26 protein-coding genes are annotated in these 19,769 nt (G+C 46.9%); 2 read left to right on the top strand and 24 right to left on the bottom strand.

Features of this window, described 5'->3' with window-relative positions; all coding sequences use genetic code 11:
• Positions 1–34 precede the first annotated feature (34 nt).
• The 7 genes from folP to EKM92_RS03145 all read right to left on the bottom strand — a co-directional run bounded on the left by folP (position 35) and on the right by EKM92_RS03145 (position 4,936).
• Positions 35–1,156 (bottom strand): dihydropteroate synthase, encoded by a 1,122-nt coding sequence (gene folP, locus EKM92_RS03175; RefSeq protein ID WP_125707795.1) that lies wholly within the window; start codon positions 1,154–1,156, stop codon positions 35–37.
• A 24-nt stretch (positions 1,157–1,180) separates the two neighbouring features.
• A complete protein-coding gene (locus EKM92_RS03170) occupies positions 1,181–1,720 on the bottom strand; it encodes a non-canonical purine NTP pyrophosphatase (protein ID WP_125707793.1) in 540 nt (179 codons plus the stop codon).
• Positions 1,717–2,976, bottom strand: coding sequence for a bifunctional folylpolyglutamate synthase/dihydrofolate synthase (locus EKM92_RS03165; protein WP_125707791.1), 1,260 nt, complete (start codon positions 2,974–2,976; stop codon positions 1,717–1,719). The genes EKM92_RS03170 and EKM92_RS03165 overlap by 4 nt, the downstream gene beginning before the upstream one ends.
• Complete coding sequence (folE, locus tag EKM92_RS03160) at positions 2,963–3,538, bottom strand: GTP cyclohydrolase I FolE (protein ID WP_125707789.1); 576 nt, start codon at positions 3,536–3,538, stop codon at positions 2,963–2,965. The genes EKM92_RS03165 and folE overlap by 14 nt, the downstream gene beginning before the upstream one ends.
• A complete protein-coding gene (gene folK, locus EKM92_RS03155; protein WP_225420705.1) occupies positions 3,538–4,029 on the bottom strand; it encodes a 2-amino-4-hydroxy-6-hydroxymethyldihydropteridine diphosphokinase in 492 nt (163 codons plus the stop codon). Before folK ends, folE begins: the two co-directional genes overlap by 1 nt.
• On the bottom strand, positions 4,022–4,378 hold the full coding sequence (gene folB, locus EKM92_RS03150; RefSeq protein WP_125707785.1) for a dihydroneopterin aldolase: 357 nt from the start codon (positions 4,376–4,378) through the stop codon (positions 4,022–4,024). Before folB ends, folK begins: the two co-directional genes overlap by 8 nt.
• Positions 4,379–4,480: 102 nt before the next feature.
• The gene (locus EKM92_RS03145; RefSeq protein WP_225420704.1) at positions 4,481–4,936 is read right to left on the bottom strand and encodes a GNAT family N-acetyltransferase; all 456 of its coding nucleotides are present in this window, start codon (positions 4,934–4,936) and stop codon (positions 4,481–4,483) included.
• A gap of 99 nt (positions 4,937–5,035) precedes the next feature.
• Here EKM92_RS03145 and EKM92_RS13545 point away from each other — a divergent pair, with 99 nt between their 5' ends.
• Positions 5,036–5,206: an SPJ_0845 family protein gene (locus EKM92_RS13545; protein ID WP_164480464.1), complete on the top strand. Its 171-nt coding sequence runs from the start codon at positions 5,036–5,038 to the stop codon at positions 5,204–5,206.
• 637 nt (positions 5,207–5,843) lie between these two features.
• Here EKM92_RS13545 and EKM92_RS03140 read toward each other — a convergent pair.
• Together EKM92_RS03140 and yihA are read right to left on the bottom strand one after the other, a co-directional pair.
• On the bottom strand, positions 5,844–6,131 hold the full coding sequence (locus tag EKM92_RS03140; RefSeq protein ID WP_054715814.1) for a nucleoside triphosphate pyrophosphohydrolase family protein: 288 nt from the start codon (positions 6,129–6,131) through the stop codon (positions 5,844–5,846).
• A complete protein-coding gene (gene yihA / locus EKM92_RS03135; protein WP_125707783.1) occupies positions 6,131–6,730 on the bottom strand; it encodes a ribosome biogenesis GTP-binding protein YihA/YsxC in 600 nt (199 codons plus the stop codon). Before yihA ends, EKM92_RS03140 begins: the two co-directional genes overlap by 1 nt.
• Before the next feature lie 130 nt (positions 6,731–6,860).
• On the opposite strand from yihA, the gene EKM92_RS03130 reads away from it, so the two are divergent.
• On the top strand, positions 6,861–7,157 hold the full coding sequence (locus EKM92_RS03130) for a hypothetical protein (RefSeq protein ID WP_125707781.1): 297 nt from the start codon (positions 6,861–6,863) through the stop codon (positions 7,155–7,157).
• A gap of 34 nt (positions 7,158–7,191) precedes the next feature.
• Here EKM92_RS03130 and clpX read toward each other — a convergent pair whose 3' ends face one another.
• The 15 genes from clpX to EKM92_RS03055 all read right to left on the bottom strand — a co-directional run bounded on the left by clpX (position 7,192) and on the right by EKM92_RS03055 (position 19,705).
• Entirely contained in the window at positions 7,192–8,445 is a 1,254-nt protein-coding gene (gene clpX, locus EKM92_RS03125) for an ATP-dependent Clp protease ATP-binding subunit ClpX (RefSeq protein ID WP_125707779.1), read from the bottom strand.
• A gap of 162 nt (positions 8,446–8,607) precedes the next feature.
• Entirely contained in the window at positions 8,608–9,591 is a 984-nt protein-coding gene (locus tag EKM92_RS03120; protein ID WP_125707777.1) for a choloylglycine hydrolase family protein, read from the bottom strand.
• 95 nt (positions 9,592–9,686) lie between these two features.
• Positions 9,687–10,202: a DUF805 domain-containing protein gene (locus tag EKM92_RS03115; protein ID WP_164509875.1), complete on the bottom strand. Its 516-nt coding sequence runs from the start codon at positions 10,200–10,202 to the stop codon at positions 9,687–9,689.
• Positions 10,203–10,264: 62 nt separating this feature from the next.
• Positions 10,265–11,203: a DMT family transporter gene (locus tag EKM92_RS03110; protein ID WP_125707773.1), complete on the bottom strand. Its 939-nt coding sequence runs from the start codon at positions 11,201–11,203 to the stop codon at positions 10,265–10,267.
• A 121-nt stretch (positions 11,204–11,324) separates the two neighbouring features.
• A complete protein-coding gene (locus EKM92_RS03105) occupies positions 11,325–12,194 on the bottom strand; it encodes an ROK family protein (protein WP_125707771.1) in 870 nt (289 codons plus the stop codon).
• A gap of 126 nt (positions 12,195–12,320) precedes the next feature.
• Entirely contained in the window at positions 12,321–13,037 is a 717-nt protein-coding gene (locus EKM92_RS03100) for a GntR family transcriptional regulator (RefSeq protein WP_225420703.1), read from the bottom strand.
• A 71-nt stretch (positions 13,038–13,108) separates the two neighbouring features.
• Complete coding sequence (locus EKM92_RS03095; RefSeq protein ID WP_125707769.1) at positions 13,109–13,315, bottom strand: hypothetical protein; 207 nt, start codon at positions 13,313–13,315, stop codon at positions 13,109–13,111.
• Between the two features lie 3 nt (positions 13,316–13,318).
• The gene (locus EKM92_RS03090; RefSeq protein ID WP_125707767.1) at positions 13,319–13,642 is read right to left on the bottom strand and encodes a PTS sugar transporter subunit IIB; all 324 of its coding nucleotides are present in this window, start codon (positions 13,640–13,642) and stop codon (positions 13,319–13,321) included.
• A complete protein-coding gene (locus EKM92_RS03085) occupies positions 13,642–15,054 on the bottom strand; it encodes a PTS sugar transporter subunit IIC (protein ID WP_125707765.1) in 1,413 nt (470 codons plus the stop codon). The genes EKM92_RS03090 and EKM92_RS03085 overlap by 1 nt, the downstream gene beginning before the upstream one ends.
• The gene (locus EKM92_RS03080; protein WP_125707763.1) at positions 15,054–16,430 is read right to left on the bottom strand and encodes a glycoside hydrolase family 1 protein; all 1,377 of its coding nucleotides are present in this window, start codon (positions 16,428–16,430) and stop codon (positions 15,054–15,056) included. The genes EKM92_RS03085 and EKM92_RS03080 overlap by 1 nt, the downstream gene beginning before the upstream one ends.
• A 262-nt stretch (positions 16,431–16,692) precedes the next feature.
• The gene (gene tig, locus EKM92_RS03075) at positions 16,693–17,976 is read right to left on the bottom strand and encodes a trigger factor (RefSeq protein ID WP_125707761.1); all 1,284 of its coding nucleotides are present in this window, start codon (positions 17,974–17,976) and stop codon (positions 16,693–16,695) included.
• An 80-nt stretch (positions 17,977–18,056) separates the two neighbouring features.
• The gene (locus tag EKM92_RS03070) at positions 18,057–18,581 is read right to left on the bottom strand and encodes a GNAT family N-acetyltransferase (RefSeq protein WP_125707759.1); all 525 of its coding nucleotides are present in this window, start codon (positions 18,579–18,581) and stop codon (positions 18,057–18,059) included.
• A 13-nt stretch (positions 18,582–18,594) separates the two neighbouring features.
• Positions 18,595–19,044, bottom strand: coding sequence for a MarR family winged helix-turn-helix transcriptional regulator (locus EKM92_RS03065; RefSeq protein ID WP_125707757.1), 450 nt, complete (start codon positions 19,042–19,044; stop codon positions 18,595–18,597).
• Positions 19,045–19,125: 81 nt separating this feature from the next.
• Complete coding sequence (locus tag EKM92_RS03060) at positions 19,126–19,386, bottom strand: hypothetical protein (protein WP_125707755.1); 261 nt, start codon at positions 19,384–19,386, stop codon at positions 19,126–19,128.
• A gap of 70 nt (positions 19,387–19,456) precedes the next feature.
• Complete coding sequence (locus tag EKM92_RS03055; RefSeq protein WP_125707753.1) at positions 19,457–19,705, bottom strand: hypothetical protein; 249 nt, start codon at positions 19,703–19,705, stop codon at positions 19,457–19,459.
• Between the last annotated feature and the right edge of the window lie 64 nt (positions 19,706–19,769).

Raw genomic sequence — 19,769 nt, 5'->3', positions numbered from 1 at the left:
GAAAACATCGATGTTTTCGGAATTTTCATATCAACTAGGCTTGAGTGGGTAACCAGTAAGCCGATTCGATCACTTGTAACATTTTACGCAACTGAACCGTTTCAGCAATATCATGGACCCGCAAAATGTTGCCGCCGCGCAAAAACATCGCTGATTCCGCGATCAACGTCACCGCCAAGCGATCATCTTTTTGCAAGTTGAATAGCTGTGCCCCAAAGCCTTTACGAGAAATTGCAATCATCAGCGGCCGCTGGAATTGATTGAGTAACTCGATATTGCGCATCATGGTGTAATCTTGTTGGCCATCAGCGACTTTGGCATAGCCGATCCCTTGATCTAAGGCTATGCGGTCGCGGTTGATCCCTGCGGCAACCAAATCATCGAGATTCTTCGTGAAAAACGCCAACATTTCGGTTGAAAGATCAGTATATTCCACGTCGCGATTGCTGTGCATCGTCAACAACCCAACTTCACTGTCTGCCATCAACTTGAGTTTCCGCGGATCATCGACGAAAGCATTCACATCGTTGATGATATCGACACCAGCTTCAACGGCTTTAGCCATCACTGGGTATTTATAGGTATCCAAAGCCAGTGGCACATGCGGAAAGTGCTTCGTCAGAAAGTCAATCACCGGCGCCACCCGTTGCCATTCAACTTCTGGATCGATTGCCGTAAAGCCAGGTCGGGTGGTTTGGCCGCCGATTTCGATCACGTCAACACCAGCATCGACCATTTTGGTCACTTGTTGTTGCATATCATCAAATGCGACAAACCGACCACCATCATAAAACGAATCTGGTGAGACATTTAAGATCCCGTAGATCAATGGCTTTTCAGTCACGTCAAAGTTAAATCGCCCTGCTTGCCAAAACACACGATGGGAGTCATGGATCGCATTGAGATCAGCGACAGCAGTTTGATCACCGCGTTGTGCAAAGGCCTTAGTCAAAGGCGTTAACGCTGTAAACGGCACGACGGCTTGATTGTCGACTTGCACCACATCGAAGTGTCGCAGCAATTGCGGTAACGTTTCAGTTTCTTCAGTTTCTGGGTAGAATTGCAAGCCGACGAGTCGTTGGCGCTGGGCAGAGACATAAAGCTGTTGTGTCGCTAACGTGTTGCCTTGGGTGAGCGTGAATTCAGAAATTTTCATGATAGCCTCCTCAAAAGGTTAGGGTCAAGCAAATAACTGCACCAAAGCACGCTGCCTTGGTAAATAAGGTGTGCGGATCGCTGGCGGCATTTGCGCTAACGTCAAGGCTTCTCCTTTTGGGATCAACACTTGATCAAAGCCAGTACCTGCTTGGCCTTGCGGAGCGGTTAAGGTTGCTTGCAATTGCCCGGTTGCGGATTGGACTCGATTGCTTGGACTGATCAAGACTAAAGTTGAACGCAAGCTCACCGCAGTGCCTGCCGGAATTTTCGTGAATAACGCAGCGTTGGTTTCATGGCGAGGCAGTTGGCGAGCGGTATGCACTCCAAATAATTCAGGATGGCCATCAACAAATAACCCCGAGTCATCGCCTAACACATATTGATGTGGATATAGGCGATGAGTCGCTTGCGCTTTCGCAGTGGCATTGGTCAACAAGTCCAAATCCCCTTCTGCAGGCAAGTCAGCTTCGATTTTCTCAGCTGTGTGCCCGAAGTTCGCAAGCAACTTGGCAATTTCGTTGAACTTACCAACGTTATGTGTCGCAATCAAAAACTCAGTCATGGCAGTAGCCCTCCGATCAAATAAAATGAACCTGCGACTAACACCACATCTTCTGGTTTTGCTGCTGCCACTGCCGCATTACGGCCTGCTTGAACGGAATCAACGAATTGAGCACCTGGAATCATCGCTTGCAGTTGCTCACCAGCTAATGCACGAGTCGGATGACTTGGCGTGGTGACCCACACCTGATCAGCAGTTTGGGCGATTTTTGCCAGTTCGGCGACCGCTTTATCTTTCAAAAAGCCTGCCACTAACAGCAGGCGGCCACCAGTCGGTAACAATTGCCGAACTTGACCTAACGCCTGCGGAAATGCATCCGGATTATGTCCCGCATCGACGATCACAATGGGATCGTGTTGGATTACTTCCATGCGACCAGGCAGCTGCACCGTTTTTAAGGCGTCAAACACCTGGGAGATCGAAGTCAACGCATGATTGGCAACTAACCACTGACCGACGGCGATCGCGGTTTGGGCGTTAGCGAGTTGAAAGGCCCCGAGCATCCGTACCATGACAGTGCGACCATTTGCCAATTCTGCTGATGTCCCTGTCCATATCGTCGTCATTGGCGTTAAAACGACATCACTGGCATCGATCACCCCGGCAGCATGATGCGCTTGGGCAACTGCTCGAATCGTTGTTAAAGCTTCAGGGGCTTGATGGCTAGCCACGACAACTTGGGTCCCAGCTTTGATGATCTGCGCTTTGTTCGTTGCAATTTTTTCGATGGTGTCTCCTAAAATCGCAGTATGATCTAAGGCAATATGAGTGAACACCGCCAAATCAGGGGCTGAAATGGCATTCGTTGCATCAGTCGCCCCACCAAGACCGGCTTCTAACACCACCCAGTCACAATGCTGCTGAGCAAACCACGCAAGGGTCACCAACACATCCCATTCAAAATCAGTGAATGCATCAGGTGATAATTGTGCCTGTTGCATGATCTGCAGCATCAAGGTCGCATACTCGCTGTCAGCAATACTTTGTGAACCAATCTTACTTTGATCTAATTCATCATGGATCGCAGGCGACGCAAAATGTCCGACGACATGCCCGGCATTGCGTAAAGCTTGAGCGATAAACGCACCCGTGGAGCCTTTGCCATTGGTGCCAGCAATATGGATCACATGAAATGCAAGGTCTGGATCACCGATTTGGTGCAACACCGATCTTAACGCCTCGACCCGTTTAGGATCCGCCGCTAACATGCGATGATCCATGCTTACCCGCAAGCTTTGGTAATCAACGGTTGCCATTGCGATGTTGCGCCTCCTGTTGAAATTCTTGACGCAACGCGAGATCCGTTTTGAACACACCAGTGTAACGTGAAGTATACGTAAACAAGTCGCCGCGGTTGATGCCACGCATTTCCATGCACATGTGTCGGGCAGTGACAGAAACCGCAATGCCTTTAGGGTCAAGCACTTGTTGAAGCTGGTCGACAATGCTAGTGGTCAGCACTTCTTGAACACTCGGGCGCCGTGCCACAAAATCTACCAACCGACCGAGTTTGCTTAAACCGATGATACGTTTATGACTAGGCATATACCCAATCGTGACATGACCAAAAAACGGCAACAAGTGGTGTTCGCACATTGAATAAAACGGAATTTGTTGCACCATTACCAAGCCTGGATCTTCAGTGGTTTCAAACACTTTATAATCTTTGAAATCCGCCGGTTTATCCAATGACCCGAAGACTTCTTGGTACATCCGCGCCACACGTTCAGGGGTTTCGATCAAACCAGGACGCGTTGTATCTTCACCGACGGCATCTAATAACTCCCGGACAGCATTTTCAATTCGTTGTTGATCCATCAAAGTTCTTCTTTCTCTTGAGAATATGGGCGCACCCAGTTGTGATCTAGGGTATGCATTAATAATTCAGCGATCCATGTTGCATGGTGCGCATCGATCACCTCTAATAATGGCACCAATACAAAGCGGCGGTTGGCAAGTTCTGGATGAGGTAAGGTCAACTCAGGTGACTGCAGCTGAACATCACCATAAACCAACAAATCCAAATCGACACTCCGCGGTCCCCAGCGAACGATCCGTTGACGATGTAAGGCGGCTTCGATTTCATGCAGACGCAATAACAAAGCTTGCGGGTTTAAGTCAGTTTCGACAACCACCACTTGATTCAAATAATCATCTTGCGGGACATCACCCACTGGTTGCGTTTCATACACCAACGATTGGCGCACCACTTTTATTTGTGGCGTTTGATCAAGTAAGCGCACCGCCTGTTGCAAATGATCAAGCCGCTTGCCTAAATTTGCGCCTAACCCGATATAAGCTTCAGTCATCAGTCGACACCTCGATTTCGACGGCATCAAAAATACCGGCGATCGGCACCGCACCTTTGCGGATCGTCAACGTGATGCCACTGACGTCAAACCGCTCAGTTAAATGTTTCAGCAATTGATTGGCCAGCATTTCGATCAACTGATAATGATGCGTAGTGACGAAATCATTGATGGCTTGATACACCGCACCATAATCGATGGTTTCATTGAGGTCATCGTGCAACACTTGGGTTTCGATCGGCAACCGTAACTCAATATCCACTTGCAGACGTTGTCCAAGTTTCTGCTCTTCAGCAAACACCCCGTTGTACGTATGAAACTGCATATTTTTGATTCGAATCGCGCCCATTTTCGCCCTCCGCTTACATAATGCTTTTATTATACCGTGGATGACAGCTGTGGACTACCACTCACCTGAATGAAAACGTTATCTCTGCATTTAATGTTCGGTTTACAGCTGATGCCCATAATGTAACCAACCAGTCTCACGCACACCGACTTGATCATACAATCGCTGGGCGTTGACATTGGTAGTGCGCGTCATCCACGTCACTTGATTCGCCCCATGTTGTTTCGCCCACGCAAACGTCTCAGTCATCAACTGCCGGGCAATGCCTAACCGCCGCGCGTCGGGATCAACATATAAATCATTCAAATCGACGATTGGTGTCAATTGACGCTTATCAAAGCGATAGTACAAAAAGGCAAAACCGACCAATTGGCTATTACGCTCGGCCACTAGTAAACCGCCAAAGTGATTGTCAGGCTGCACCAAAGCGGTGATGTGAGTGGTGAGTTGCTCATGATCTGGAGTGTGGGGCACCGGACTTGACGCATAATACCCATCGATCAGTGATAGCAATGCTTGAATATCGGTAACAACCGCTTCACGAATTGAAATTGACATGCGGATCCCTCCATCAGTTTTCGCCAGCGTACCACAGGTCGTGACTTTTTGCCACTTTAAGCCATGCGTGATATACTAACAAAAACAGGAGGTGTCAACATGGCACTGCATATCAACGCGCAAAACGATCTCAACGAAATGTTTGACAAGTTTGCCACTATGCCCAAAGAGCGTGACAAGCAAGTCAACATTCCCATGACTGACGACCCGAAGAAAAAGGCCGATCAAGCCGCTGCCAAAGGCGACACAGAACCTAAAACGACCAAATAAACCAAATCCGACTCAGACCTTACGAGTCGGATTTTTTGTTGTCATCAACTTGCGCACTTTTGCACTTTGTTTCATCTTGACTTTTTTAGAAAGCGTTTGCTAAAATGACGGTACCATGTTAAGTCAGCTTATCATGGTATGGGTCAACCTGGCAAAGTTTCAGACTCATGGTTTCAAAGTGACGTGTGGCGGCTGGAACGCACGCACTGCTCCCCGCGGGCTAGTCTATCGGTATGCCAAAGTTCTGCCGATCAATTTCCTATTGCGGCCAAAGTGAGTCACCGCTGATTTATTCTATTGAAACAAATTTTCGTGGCGACGCTTCCTCAAATGGATGGTCTTCAACTTCACAAAGCTCTGTTGGCCTCAGGTTGTGGATGTGCGCTTCGACGATTGTTTGATTGATCAGATCATGTGCAACGCGGATCCAAAGTGCTACCATTACCCACAGTGATCTTGGTGCTGTGGCGCAGCCCCCAAAGTGCCCGTGGTGACGTTAGTTTTACCCTAGTTTTTTGGGACTAGGCCTTACTTAATGATGACTTTTCACGCCTATCGATGACTCGGTAGGCGTTTTTGGTACCTGAACGCATAAAAAAAGCCAAGATCCAGAAGCATCTTGGCGGTAAATCATGATTTAGTTGCGTTGAGGATACATTTTGGCTAAAGTTTCTAAGTTAGTCTTGGCCACGTCATCCAAATCAATGTTCGCCCACAAAGCGATTTGGGAGAGATACCAAAGCACATCCCCCATTTTCTTTTCTAAGGCGTCATGATCTAAATCGGCGCCTTGGAAAGTATATTTTTTGATTTGGCTGACCACTAAACCGGAGTCAGAAGCCAACCCCAACGCCAAGTTCGTCAACACATGTTCGTTGCCAGCAAGCGTTTTGTTGGCTTCTTTTTGATAGTCGTTTAATTCCACTAGTTTGCCTCCTCAATGCCTGCAGTTTGTTCCAACCATTGCCAAACTTCTGGCTTACCTTCGCCAGTTTCCGCAGAAAATAAGATCAAATCATCGGTTTGGTTCAAATCAAGGGTCTGCTTGATGTTGCGGATCACTTGATTGCGCTTAGCCCGACTGGTTTTATCAACTTTGGTGCCGACGACTAAAGTTTTAATGTGAAAATACTTCAGATATTGATACATCGACACATCATCTTCACTTGGTTGGTGGCGAGCATCGACGAGTAACACCGCGCCGCGCAATTGTTTACGAGTGGTGAGGTATTCTTCGATCATGGCCGCAAACTTCGCGCGATCAGCTTTTGAAACCTTCGCAAAACCGTAGCCTGGCACGTCAACGAAGTACAACATGTCTTCAAGAATGTAAAAATTAAGCGTTTGGGTCTTCCCAGGCACACTTGAGGTGCGAGCCATCGCTTTGCGGTCGATCAAGCGGTTGATCAAGCTGGACTTGCCAACGTTACTGCGGCCGACAAAGGCAATTTCTGGAAAGCCAGTATCTGGGTACTGCTTGGCACTGACTGCTGAAATGGTCAGGTCAACGTTGTGGATCTTCATATTATCGGATCCCTCCTTATCTAACTCAAATAGTGTATCACGAAAACCACAAGCACCCTATTACAAAACCACAACGATTTGCAAATTCGGCCAAATCGCATTACGTTGTCTAGACATAAAGGAGGCACTCATGACAGAATTTATCCCATGGTTATTGTTAATGGCTAGTTTTCTCTTGATCGTGCAACTGTGCTTGACCATTATCGGCGTCTGGCTACCGCAAAAGATCTGGTTAACTGCCAGTTATTTCGCTGGTCAAACTTTAGTAACGTTAGTGCAAGCATTGTTCATCGGGTGTATCGGAATTTTGCGTGATTGGAATGTCACCACTGATTATGATGATTGGTTTTTCGTCACAGCGATTGTTTCTAGTTTGTTCTGGGTGACAGGGATGCTGTTACTGCACCGCCACACCCCACAAAAATAGAGCTGAGGTCTGGCCTCAACTCTTTTTAGTTCGATTATGACGCTTCGCGAGAATCTTTCACGACTAATTCTGGTTTGCCTTTGCCTTCGACCGCAGCCTTAGTCACAATGGCCTTGGTGACTTCTGGACGGCTTGGCAGATCAAACATCAAGTCTTGCATCACAGCTTCGATGATCGAACGCAGGCCACGCGCACCAGTATCACGGACGATAGCTTTGTGGGCGATCGCGTGCAACGCTGGGTTGGTGAATTCAAGTTCGGTGTGATCCAAGCTCAACAGCTTTTGATATTGCTTGACTAAAGCGTTCTTTGGTTCCGTCAAAATGTGAACCAAGTCGTCTTCAGTCAGCTTCTCAAGTGCGGCAATAATCGGGATCCGGCCGATGAATTCTGGAATGATCCCAAACTTCATCAAATCTTCAGGGACGATTTGTTGCATCACAGACTTGTCTGGGTCGTAACCTGCTTCTGGTGCAGAGGCCCCAAATCCGATAGTCTTATCGCCCATACGGTTTTTAACGATGGTATCAATGCCATCAAAAGCGCCGCCGACGATGAACAAGATGTTCGTGGTGTCGATTTGAATGAATTCTTGTTGGGGATGCTTACGTCCGCCCTGCGGTGGCACATTGGCAATGGTGCCTTCCAAGATCTTCAGCAACGCTTGTTGGACGCCTTCACCGGAAACATCGCGGGTAATGGATACATTTTCAGATTTCTTGGCGATCTTATCGATTTCATCGATATAGATGATGCCTTTTTGGGCGCGTTCAACATCATAGTCGGCTGCTTGTAGCAACTTCAGTAAAATGTTTTCCACATCTTCGCCGACATAACCAGCTTCAGTCAGCGTGGTTGCATCAGCAATAGCAAATGGCACGTTCAAAATGCGCGCCAACGATTGCGCCAAGAACGTTTTCCCGGAACCAGTTGGGCCGACTAAGGCGATGTTGGACTTTTGCAATTCCGTATCGTCTTTGTCTGCAACTTCCATTTGGTTGACGCGTTTGTAATGGTTATAAACCGCCACAGCTAAGGCACGCTTAGCGGCATCTTGGCCGATCACATAGTCATTTAAGATGTTTAAGATCTCAATTGGCTTAGGTACTTCTAACAGGTTCTGGTAGGCATCTTCTTTGAACTCTTCATCGATGATTTGTTTGCATAACTCAATGCATTCGTTACAAATATATACGCCAGGGCCTGCAACGATCTTTTTCACTTGATCTTGGGATTTCCCACAAAAACTGCAGGTAACCGGACCCGTGGTTTCAACGTTGTCAAACATAGTAGTATTCAACCCCTTCTTGATAAGTCAATCATACCAAAACAGACTGCGCCTGCATAGTGATTGGACTGGTCTAGCCTAACATAGTGACAAAAACCTTGCAATCAGAAATGACTTTCTTTTTGAAAGTTATTTTCACCCATGCTTTGCGGGGCTTAGTCATCAGTTCAAAACGTTGATCTGTTGGGCTTGTGCGACTGGATATTCGTGAGCGTCTGTCGCATTGAGCAAATCTTCACTCAGGGTAATCTCATAAATGGTTTGGTCTTGGTAAGGTTGGAAATAATAATGGCCGGAATTTAAGCACATATAACCGCGGTATTGCGTATAGTCACTGCCGCCATTGGCCATCAGCTTTTCGCCTTTAGGAATATTGACGGAGCTAGTGAGGTGGTTCAGGGTATTGATCACATTAGCTTCACCGCTGACGATTTCGGCATTTTGTCTGAGATAGGCCATCCGAACAAACCGCGATGGTGACGTATAATCACCAGGTAAACCCACTGCCCCGGTCCCAGCACCAAAACCGGTTGCGTGAAGGTCACCATATTGTGATGACGCTTCGATCGTTGGTTGCAAATGGGGATATTGATTGAGGTTGAGTAAATGCCATGGAAATTGTGGCGAATTGGTCATCACGCCAGCGGGATCATCGAAGCATTCCAAGCCATTGCCAGTTTGTTCCAACACGATCATCGCGCCAGTTTTATCAACAACGACCCAGTGTAATGGGACAACGATTTTCATGAAGGGATTGGGTGACGCCACGACATTGAGTTGCGCGACGGCGGCTTTCACTTCAGCAACACTGGCATAATGCCCCAGCAAGTAGGCCACCACTTCGGGACTGGCCAAGTTGATATGACCGTCAAGCGGTGCTGGAGAATAATGCGATTCTTCTAAATATAAGGTCGCAGCACCAAGACCTGCTTCGTTGACGCCATCCACGATGAAATAGCCGCCGAGGTCACGTCCGGCGCCTGCAAAACCATATTGGCCAACAAATCCAGTTTCATCAACCGTTGAATTAAAATGATAATGCCTTGGGATCACCACTGGTCGACCGCCGAGTTCTGCTTCAAAATCCATGGTCCGAGATAAATACCAATTCTTGTCTGCATCTTCATATGTAAAACTTGTGCACATTGTCAACACTCCTGTCTAGTCTTTTCAGTATAGCGCTAATGTGTTGACGGATGTAAGCAAAAAATACCGCGAAAAATTTTCGCGGTATCTCACAGTTATTCAGGACTATTTTTAGACGGTAACACTTCGATCACAAAACAAGTGATCCCGACTGCTGCAGAAATAAAAGTCGCAGTGTTTGAATCGCCACCATAAACGATGCCAGCAAAAGCTTCGATTGCTAGCAAGATCACATACACCCACCAAGGGACCCCTGCATCGCGAAAACGGCGAATCGTCAAACTCAGCCCTGGGATCACGATGGCCAAGGCAAATAACAAATAAATGCCCAGCAAAATGAAGATGGGGATCAGACTTTTCCCTGTCAATTCGCTTAAATTATCGAGGTGGGTCCAATCGACTGCACTCATTACGATTGCCGCACCCAAGCCAACCAACGCGATCAACGAAAGCAGAGCATACCACAAGGTCCACCACCAATACTCCCGGCGGCTCGAACGCCCAGTAAAGTTCACATAATTACCAAAAAATGCCCCGATCGCGCCAACCCCCTTGGCACCGTAATATCTATTGCCTGTGGCCGCTGCCACACTCTCTGTTGCTTTTGCCATTTTTATCATTCCTCTCAAGCGTATTATCGCATGAATATTAATGGCGTCAACTAACAGTTTTGTTATAGTAAGCGGATGCATGCAACACCGAGGATCATCACTGCTAACCCGATCAACTGCAATCCACTGACGGGATTACGCTTAGCACCAAGCCATCCGAATTGATCGATCGCCAAGCTCCCTGCCATTAAGCCTAACAACACAATGACCACTGCTAAACCGGTCCCGATAGTCGGCGCTAAATAGGCATTCCCCAATACAAAACAAGCACCGATCAACCCACCGATCCACATCCACCAGCGATGATCACGACGCGTTTCTTTAAAGGTAATCTGGGGATGCAAAATCACCACGATCAACAACAACGCAACAGTGCCCATCGCAAAGCTGATCAATGCCGCTTGTTGCGCTGACCCTAATACCACGCCTAAGCGACCATTCACTGCCGTTTGACTCGCTGACAACATCCCCGCGATCACACCCCAGCCGCGCCATAACCAAAGGCCAACGCTAGATTTTTGCGTGGTGTTTCCAAATTCTTCACGGCGTGCGAAGTAGGCTGGTAAGGCAACGGTAACTAAGACGCCAGCGATCACCAACAAGGCCCCGATTGCTCGCATCGCGGTCACTGGATTCTGCGCAGTTTGAAACCACCCGCCGTTATCAATCAACAACCCCATTAAGATTTGCCCGAGCACAGGAAAAATCACCGTTTGCACTGCGCCGAGTTGAGGAAACAGCAAAATATTTGACGTGAGATAAATCACACCAAATAATCCGCCTAACCATATCCACCAAGGTAAACTGCTGATCGTGGTGACGGTTGGGAACAACGATTGCCGATGGAGCAACACCACTGCAGCCAACCCTACCGTTCCGATCGCAAAACTGATCAAGCTCGACCAAAACGGCGACCCAAATGCTTCTTTTAAACGTGAATTGATGCTAGTTTGAATCGGCAACCCAAAGCCGATCACTAAGCCAATGACAATTGGTAACATGCTTGTTCTCCTTGATGATTGACGACGATTCGATGTACGCACAGTAAAACGCAAAATCATCTGGTCGTCAAATTTGACGCAAAAAAATACCCAACCAGTATCCGGCTAGGTATCCTTTGATTTAATCGATTTGTTGTTCGAAATTAACGACCGCACCGCGTAAGTTGGCTTCACCGAGGTATTCACAAGGCATGATCTCAGGGGTGATGTCACCGATACCGACACGCGCTTTGACGGCATCGACTGCAGCCCGCACGCCATCTAAGAACTTCGCATTTTCACTAATGGCGCCGCCAATCAAGATACGTTCTGGGTCAAAAGCGTATTGTAAATTGAAAATCGTTTTCCCAAGCACCGCTTCAGCGTCTGCCACTAGCCGCATCGCTTCAGGATCACGGGCTTCGGCACGTTCAAATAAGGTTTTGCCATCGATATTGTCACCAGTGGCCGCATTGTAGCGATGGGCCAAGTTCACTGGAGATACGATCTCACTCAAGGTGCCTTCAGGCCGCATCAACATATACCCAAATTCGCCGCCATACAAGTGCGCACCATGCCAAATGCGATCGTTGACGACCACCGCACCGCCAACCCCAGTGCCGATCACTAAGAATAACAAACTGTGGTGACCGACGCCTGCGCCTGCTGCTAATTCAGCGAGCGCCGCACAATTGGCATCATTTTCCAAGGTGACTGGCAAGCCAAACAAATCAACGAGGCGTGGTTGGATCTCGAAATTGTGAATATATGGGATCGCACTAGCCCCTTCGATGACGCCTGTGGCTTGATTAACGGAACCAGGTGAGGAAATCGCCACCCCTTCAACTTCAGCATCGCCGCGAACGGATTCAGCGCCAGTTTTCAGCACCGCATAAAAATCATCCAAGTTATCGGGTGTCGGCCGACTTTGCACTGGACCTAAGTCGTTGCCATCCCACAGCGAAAATTTAATGCTGGTACCACCAATATCAATCGCGATCAATTGCGTCATTTAATAACCTCCCTGAATTTTGTATCCGCATTCATTTTACCACAAAAAGCATGTTCTTTAGCAAAATTGGACCAGACATTCACCAACTTCACCAAAAAAGTTGCAGCGTTAGCCACAACTTCTCAGTTAAAAATCATTCACATCGATCACGGTATAAGACCGCTGATCAAAGACATTACGACTGGTGGAGTACTCAACATTCTCACCATTGGTCAACCATACCACTTGCTCGACTTCAAGCATTGGCGTGTGCTCGCCAGCATTTAAATACCGTTGATCAAGCTCATTGGGCTCACTGGCATGGATTTGGCGATATGCCCCACCAAACGCCAACTTCAATTCGTTATGAATGTATTGATAAATTGAGGTCGTCAAGATCTCTTTGGTGAGATTTGGCACCAACCGTACTGGCATATAGGTGTGTTCTAAGATAAACGGTTTGCCATTGAGTTTCCGCAACCGTAAAATGTCATAAATCGGTTCGCTGGTTGGACAGTCGAGCTTTTCAGCGATTTCAGGAGTGGGAAACGCCAATTCAAATAGCAAAGGGATACTCTCCACATGATCGGCACCTTGTTGCGCTGACAACCCATCAAACGCATTGGCCGGAGAATCAGCCGCACTCCCTAACGGAATTTTACCAAGGACAAAAGTGCCTAAACCGGACTTTTTGTAGATCAAACCTTCTCTTGCCAAGCCATCTAATGCTTTTTTCACCGTGATCATCGACACATCAAATTCTTCAGCAAATTGTTTTTGATCTGGGATCATCGTTTTCGGTGGATAAACACCAGATAAGATCCGCTCACGAATTTGATTGGCGATCACTTGATATTTTTTCACGCTGCCACCTACATTCTAAATTCATTTCATATAGGTTAATTGTAGCATGACATATCCGTTACGGCGAAAGATTATGCGTTTAGTTGTTTCACGACTGCAGCTGGCAAGGTCAACGTCATTACAAAGTCGTCTCCGATCGCCAAACTTTTGGGAAAACGCACCAGATTACCGACTAAGTATCCCCGTGCCGTAGACTTTTCATCAACGGTAACCGCTAAACGGCCATCTGGTTCAAAAGTACAAGTAAAATGGTGACCATTTTCATCATACGCAACCATTGTTTATCCTTCCTTCAATAATTGTTCAGCTGCGGCAAGCACTTTGTCGCCTGCCATCATCCCATAATCTTGCATATTGATCACTGCCATTGGGATCTTAGCGGCATCAGTTTTCACTTTGACGTCGCCTTTCATGTAAGCAACTTGCGGCCCAAGCATCAAAACATCTGGGTGGGTGTTGGTCAATTGATTATCGATATCCGAAACGCTGGTGGCAAAAATATGGTAATCACGCCCAAGTTTTTTTGCTGCAGCTTGCATTTTGGTGACCAACAAACTCGTGGACATTCCTGCAGAACAAGCTAACATAATCGTTTTATCTGCCATTATTTGGCCTCCTCAGCCATTTTTTCGGCTTCTTGTTTGACTAAGATCTGGTCATATTTTTTCGCAAATGGGAAGTAGATCAACGTAGAGATCACCAAGGTGCATGCTTGCCAAATCGCCATTTTCCAACCGCCGATGAAGAATCCAGAAATGATCGCTGGTGTCGTCCAAGGTGCCGCGACCCCATTGAGTGGTGGCACGATCCCAAAGTAGATCACCAGGTAAGTCGTCAACGCGATCACCACAGGCGTCAAGAAAAATGGAATTGCTAAAAATGGATTCATGACCAAAGGCAACCCGAACAAGAATGGTTCATTGATGTTGAAAATCGCTGGGACTAATTCAATTTTCCCTAAGGTTTTCATTTGCGTCGATTTCGCCGCGACCAAAGTGAAGATCACCAACCCGATGGTAATGCCTGACCCAGTCAAATTAATAAAGTTGTTATAGAATTCGTTGGTGACAATGTGTGCACCGTTAGCTAAGCTCAACTTGCCGGCGTGATATAAAGCCGCGTTGGCGGCAGTGTTTGGCATTAAGAACACACCAGCAATGGTACCGACGATCAAGCCGCCATGCACCCCGAAGAACCAGAAGAACGACACGGCAAAGCCGATGATGATCGCACCGAACAACGAATCTGATAACCCTTGCATCGGCATTTCCAAAAGGGTGTAAACATATTGCAAAAGATCGGTCTTCATGAAGGTCTTAAAGCCTGCGTATACCAACATTGCGACACCAAGGATCACACCAGCTGGGATCATTGCAGTAAACTGCTTGGCAACAGAACTTGGTACTTGTTCTGGTAATGTGATCTTCCAACCTTTTTTCAACATACCGGAATAGGCCCAACCCGTTAACAAACCAACGATGATCGCACCAACCATCCCTTGGCCACCTAACCACGTGACATTGAAAACTCCAGTTACTGGATTGTTGACCAAAGTCTGTAACGCATGCGGCAATTTGTCGATGTTAGCCGTGACTGCTTTAGCAGAAAGATCGCCAGTGCCATTGGCCATCGCTGTTTTCAATGGATTGTCGGTTTGCATCAATTGAATCAGTAAAAATGCTGACAAACTAGTCAACCCAGCTGGCAGTGGTTCATAGCCTTCGTTGCGGACATAAACATATGCCATGCCGACGACTGCCCACAGTGACAATACCCCAAAGGTTGCGGTATAAGCTTGACTGAAAAAGGCGGCCCAGCCAGAATCGTTCAATGCTTGAGCAACTGCGGGAATTGGAATGTTGGATAAAATCAGAAAAATCGAGCCGACAATGATGAATGGTAGTGAATAAATCATCCCGTCTTGTAACGCTTTAACGGCTTTGGTATTCACAAACTTCATGACTGGCGGCATGATCTTGGCGTTGACCCAGCTGCCAAATTTAGAATTATTTTCCATTAGAGATCCTCCCCATTAGAACCAAAGACTTGTTGAAACCAATAAAAGCTTTTCTTCGGGACGCGACGTAAATCGCGTAAATCGTGGTTACCGCGGTTGACGTACACTGCGCCATAACGCTTTTCCATATCAGCATGAGAACTTGGAATATCGATCAACCCCCAGCCCAAATACCCTAATACTTCGGCGCCATCTTCAAACATTGCGGCTTGCATCGCTTGAATATGCGCACGGTGGTAGTCGATGCGGGCAGTGTCATCGATTTGATGTTCGCCATCCCAAGTTTCATGAATGCCGATGCCATTTTCGACGGGAAATACCGGCACTTGATATTGGTCATATAACTTGGTGATCACATTTCGCAATCCGAGTGGATCGATCGCCCAGCCCCATTCGGTTTGCCCAACAAACGGATTATCTTCGAAACTGTAGGCTAAGTACCGATTGACTGGCGTGCCATCAGGGATTTTGGTGGCATCCACCACTGCGGAGCGATAATACGAAAACGCGATGAAATCTGCATGCTGCTGGGATAATACTGCGGCATCTTCTGGCTGCCAATCGAAATCCAAACCAGAACGTTTGATATAGCGCCATACTTCTGGTGAATAATGACCGTTGACATAAGCTGAATTTAAATTGTTATTCAGAAACTCGTCTAGTTGACGCGCTGCAAAGATCGTCTTGGGATCAGCATCTTGCGGATAAATCGGGGTATAGGCTAACATGCCGCCGATTTTAAGGTCAGGATACGTTTGATGAACATACGCATCGAGTCTTGCGTGCGCCAACATGGTGTGATGAAAGATTTGATACATTTCTGGCAAGGTCTTTGCGCCTTTGAGATAACCGGAAATATTGAACACTTCATCGGTGAAGTATAAGTTATGCTCGTTAAACACCAACCAATATTTCACCCGATCATGAAAGCGTTCGATCATCGCTTGCCCAAACCGGACGAAGGCATCCACCGTGTGACGTGATATAAAACCGTTATATTGTTTTGCTAAAGCCAGTGGCATGTCGAAATGATACAAGCAAACCATTGGTGTGATACCACGTGCAAGGCATGCATCGATCACGCGATCATAGTAGGCGATCCCTGCTTGATTAAACTCACCATCGCCATCAGGAATCACCCGCGACCACGAGATCTGCAAACGGTACATGTTCATATGCATGGCCTGCATCAAATCAAGATCTTCTTCGTAGCGATGATACGCATCGATAGCAACTTGCCAATCGCTGGTATCCGGTCCTGCTGGTCGCACATCATAGACGGATCGGCCTTTTCCATCTAAATGCACGGCCCCTTCTGTTTGCATACTGGAACTTGAATTACCCCAGAAAAATGTGTCAGGCATTTTGTCTGTCATTGACACCCTCCATGATTCAATTTGTTAGAAAACGTTTCCTACGTGAATAAGAATAGCTTGTTCATTTTGATTATGCAAGTGTTTTCTTTTAAAGAGTATGTTTTTTAAATTTAACCCTATGAACTATTCAAGGATTGAACTGCAGCCAAAATCGAAAATAAAAAGCCTTGATCAAGGTTATCTCGATCAAGGCTAGCGAAAAATTTCAGCACATGCAAAAACACCCACCAGCCTGTAGCTAGTGGGTGTCTCGTTAGACGAATTAAGCTTCTTTAGCGGATTCAGTGATCACGCGGATCGCTTTCTTCACGCCAATGTCATGCTTCAACATGTCATCAGAAAGCGCACGACGAACGGCGTCTTCTTCCATGTTGTATTCGCCGGCAAGGTCTTTAACTTCTGCAGAGATTTCATCTTCAGAAGGCACGATCTTTTCAGCAGCAACGACGGCTTCAAGCACCAAGTTGGTCTTAACGCGAGTTTCAGCGTCAGCGGCAAATTGCTTCTTCAAGTCTTCTTCTTTAGTGCCAGTCAATTGATAGTACATGTCTGGGTTGATGCCTTGGCGTTGCATGTTGCCAAGGAATTGATCCATTTGGTTGGACACTTCAGAATCGATCATTGCTTGAGGGATCTCAGTGATTTCAGCATTTTCAACTGCTTTGCCAATGGCTTGTTCTTCCTTGGCGTTGTCAGCAGCTTCAGCCTTCTTAGCCACAAGTTCGTCTTTGATCTTGGACTTCAATTCATCTAAGGTGTCAACGTCTTCGTCTAAGTCTTTGGCAAAATCATCATCTAAGTCAGGCAATTGCTTCGTCTTAACTTCGTGGATGGTCGTGGCAAATTCAGCATCTTTACCTTTGAGGTCTTCTGCTTGGTAATCTTCTGGGAAAGTTACTTTAACAGTGACTTCTTCGCCAGCTTTGTGGCCGACTAATTGGTCTTCAAAGCCAGGGATGAAGGAGTTTGAGCCGAGTTCCAAAGAGTAGTTCTTGGCAGTGCCGCCATCAAAGGCAACCCCGTCGACAGTCCCAGCATAATCGATAGTGACCGTGTCACCTTTTTCTGCTGCGGCGTCTTCTTTAAGGACTAATTCAGCTTGGCCTTCGCGACGTTTTTGTAATTCTTCTTCAACGTCTGCTTCGGAAACTTCGCGGTCTTGCTTGTCCACATCTAAGCCTTTGTAATCGCCAAGCTTAACTTCTGGCTTAACGGTAACAGTTGCTTTGATGACCCAAGCTTCGCCTTCGTCCATTTTGTCGACGTCGATTTTTGGTTGGTCCACTGGTTCGATGGCAGTTTCGTCAACCGCAGCTTCGTAAGCGTCTGGCAAAAGAATGTTCAATGCGTCTTCGTATAAAGCCGCTTCGCCGTACATGCGATCAAACACAGTACGGGACACGTGACCTTTACGGAACCCAGGAACGTTCAGGCTCTTTTTCACACGGTTGAACGCCTTGTCCAACCCTAATTTAATTTGTTCTTGTTCGATTTCAAAAGTCAATACGCCATCATTAGCGCCTTGCTTTTCCCATTTTGCAGCCATGCTGTACCTCCGACATAGTCATTTCGTATTACATACTTAACCATAATACCCAAAACGCGGCCATTTGTAAACGAAAAATGCTATTCTACCGCGGCTTCCATCAACCAATCATGTTGTGGATCATCGCCAACGACGAAAGCATGTTCACCGACTTTGTGAAATCCGCGCTTCATATAGAAAGATTTCGCCGGTTCGTTGTGTTCCCACACCCCTAACGCGATGGTCGGCTTGTGAAATTTCTTCGCCATTGCTAACGCATGCGCATATAATTTGCTCCCGAGGCCTTGACGTTTGTGATCAGGCAAAATGTAGATTCGTTCAAGCTCCAAGGCATTGTCAGCTTTGACATCGGCGGTGACAGCTTGATTGATGTTGAGTTTTAAATAACCTGCTGGGGTGCCATCGACAGTGACGAACCAAAAAGTCGTCCCTGGTGTATGTAATTCTTTGGTCAATTGCTCAGGCGCATAGGCGGTATCGAGAAATTCTTGCATATCTGCCGGTGCCGTGTTGGCATCAAAGGTATCAGCAAAAGTGACGCGGGCGATATGCACCAACGTTGGGATCTCTTCATCGGTAACGGGAACGATTTGAATGTTTGACATTTGATTAACTTCCTTAGTATTGACGTTTGCCACCATTTTTAACGAACTGCCAATCGTGATCAACATTGTCACACATTTGATCGAGCAATTGTTCTAAAGTGGCGATTTGTTGTGGTGACATGTTCTGGGTGGCCATTTTTAATGAATATTGATTTTCACGACGAATCGGCTCGTAAGCTTGTTTCCCGGCTTCAGTGGCATACAGACGTTGACGTTTCGCGTTTTGTGGATCTGGGTGTTTTTCAACGAAGCCTTGTTGACACAACTTCGCCACACTGCGAGCAACGGTGGCGCGATCGACTTTCAATTGGTTGACCAACTGCTCTTGAATGATCCCTGGAGTTTCCACGATGCGCACCAAATATAAATACTGACCGCGAGTGAGGTCCACGTCGCGAAATTCGATATTTGAAATACTGTCTAAGGCACGGGCGATAATGCCGATCGAACGTAAGGCGTCCATATGCTCACCTCCAATAAAATTGAGTATACAAGTCGAATGTTGCAATTGCAACATATAATTTTTCCAAAGAAAAAGTCCTGATCACTCAGGACTGCGTAGTGTGCGTAATTTTAAAATGCCTTGAATCAGCCGCCATATCAGCATAATGATGATCACCACTGCGAGCACTGGCATCGCTTTTTGACCATCTTGAAGCGTCGTCCAAAACAACCAACCGTAAATCACGATGCTAAAAATAAAAAATCCGATATTCACCTGTATTTGTTTGACTGGATCTTTGCCCTGCGCAGAGTTCATAAATACCGCGGCGACGATCCCGACTATCAAAATCACAATTAGCATGTGCTTGTCCTCCAAGCGACTGTGGTAAACGTTTTCTACGTTTTATTCTACCATGGTAGACGCAATCGTACTATTCTTCTTCATCGCAATCATCCGGCCCAATCGTCCACAGTTCCCACAGCTTCCAGCTGGCAACACCGAAGATGAAGACGGCACTAATCGTCGACACACCTTGACCACTTTGATAATATTCCCAAGCATACCACCCGTTGGCCGCTAACAACGAGGTCCACGACACCACGTTCATCAGACCCGATTGATCGAGTCGATCATCGTGAAACCACCACATCGTAAGCACCAAATAACTGATCGACAACATGTCACCACCGCCTTTTCGAGAGTTTCTTAAGTACACCAGCCATTCGCCTTGCCGTCAACAAATG

The organism is Lacticaseibacillus porcinae (genome assembly GCF_003946305.1).
GTDB lineage: Bacteria > Bacillota > Bacilli > Lactobacillales > Lactobacillaceae > Lacticaseibacillus > Lacticaseibacillus porcinae.
This window is presented reverse-complemented; position numbering and strand designations above follow the sequence as displayed.

What these genes read in the sequence shown, in the direction of transcription:
- folK (WP_225420705.1), bottom strand. Translation starts at nt 4,029, where the DNA reads ATGACTGAAGCTTATATCGGGTTAGGCGCAAATTTAGGCAAGCGGCTT.
- EKM92_RS03105 (WP_125707771.1), bottom strand. Translation starts at nt 12,194, where the DNA reads ATGACGCAATTGATCGCGATTGATATTGGTGGTACCAGCATTAAATTT.
- clpX (WP_125707779.1), bottom strand. Translation starts at nt 8,445, where the DNA reads ATGTTTGACAACGTTGAAACCACGGGTCCGGTTACCTGCAGTTTTTGT.
- yihA (WP_125707783.1), bottom strand. Translation starts at nt 6,730, where the DNA reads ATGAAGATCCACAACGTTGACCTGACCATTTCAGCAGTCAGTGCCAAG.
- tig (WP_125707761.1), bottom strand. Translation starts at nt 17,976, where the DNA reads ATGGCTGCAAAATGGGAAAAGCAAGGCGCTAATGATGGCGTATTGACT.
- EKM92_RS03115 (WP_164509875.1), bottom strand. Translation starts at nt 10,202, where the DNA reads ATGGCAAAAGCAACAGAGAGTGTGGCAGCGGCCACAGGCAATAGATAT.
- EKM92_RS03085 (WP_125707765.1), bottom strand. Translation starts at nt 15,054, where the DNA reads ATGGAAAATAATTCTAAATTTGGCAGCTGGGTCAACGCCAAGATCATG.
- EKM92_RS03145 (WP_225420704.1), bottom strand. Translation starts at nt 4,936, where the DNA reads ATGTCAATTTCAATTCGTGAAGCGGTTGTTACCGATATTCAAGCATTG.
- EKM92_RS03130 (WP_125707781.1), top strand. Translation starts at nt 6,861, where the DNA reads ATGACAGAATTTATCCCATGGTTATTGTTAATGGCTAGTTTTCTCTTG.
- folE (WP_125707789.1), bottom strand. Translation starts at nt 3,538, where the DNA reads ATGGATCAACAACGAATTGAAAATGCTGTCCGGGAGTTATTAGATGCC.
- EKM92_RS03070 (WP_125707759.1), bottom strand. Translation starts at nt 18,581, where the DNA reads ATGTCAAACATTCAAATCGTTCCCGTTACCGATGAAGAGATCCCAACG.
- EKM92_RS03090 (WP_125707767.1), bottom strand. Translation starts at nt 13,642, where the DNA reads ATGGCAGATAAAACGATTATGTTAGCTTGTTCTGCAGGAATGTCCACG.
- EKM92_RS03110 (WP_125707773.1), bottom strand. Translation starts at nt 11,203, where the DNA reads ATGTTACCAATTGTCATTGGCTTAGTGATCGGCTTTGGGTTGCCGATT.
- EKM92_RS03080 (WP_125707763.1), bottom strand. Translation starts at nt 16,430, where the DNA reads ATGACAGACAAAATGCCTGACACATTTTTCTGGGGTAATTCAAGTTCC.
- EKM92_RS13545 (WP_164480464.1), top strand. Translation starts at nt 5,036, where the DNA reads ATGGCACTGCATATCAACGCGCAAAACGATCTCAACGAAATGTTTGAC.
- EKM92_RS03055 (WP_125707753.1), bottom strand. Translation starts at nt 19,705, where the DNA reads ATGTTGTCGATCAGTTATTTGGTGCTTACGATGTGGTGGTTTCACGAT.
- EKM92_RS03065 (WP_125707757.1), bottom strand. Translation starts at nt 19,044, where the DNA reads ATGGACGCCTTACGTTCGATCGGCATTATCGCCCGTGCCTTAGACAGT.
- EKM92_RS03120 (WP_125707777.1), bottom strand. Translation starts at nt 9,591, where the DNA reads ATGTGCACAAGTTTTACATATGAAGATGCAGACAAGAATTGGTATTTA.
- EKM92_RS03060 (WP_125707755.1), bottom strand. Translation starts at nt 19,386, where the DNA reads ATGCTAATTGTGATTTTGATAGTCGGGATCGTCGCCGCGGTATTTATG.
- folP (WP_125707795.1), bottom strand. Translation starts at nt 1,156, where the DNA reads ATGAAAATTTCTGAATTCACGCTCACCCAAGGCAACACGTTAGCGACA.
- EKM92_RS03165 (WP_125707791.1), bottom strand. Translation starts at nt 2,976, where the DNA reads ATGGCAACCGTTGATTACCAAAGCTTGCGGGTAAGCATGGATCATCGC.
- EKM92_RS03095 (WP_125707769.1), bottom strand. Translation starts at nt 13,315, where the DNA reads ATGGTTGCGTATGATGAAAATGGTCACCATTTTACTTGTACTTTTGAA.
- folB (WP_125707785.1), bottom strand. Translation starts at nt 4,378, where the DNA reads ATGGGCGCGATTCGAATCAAAAATATGCAGTTTCATACGTACAACGGG.
- EKM92_RS03170 (WP_125707793.1), bottom strand. Translation starts at nt 1,720, where the DNA reads ATGACTGAGTTTTTGATTGCGACACATAACGTTGGTAAGTTCAACGAA.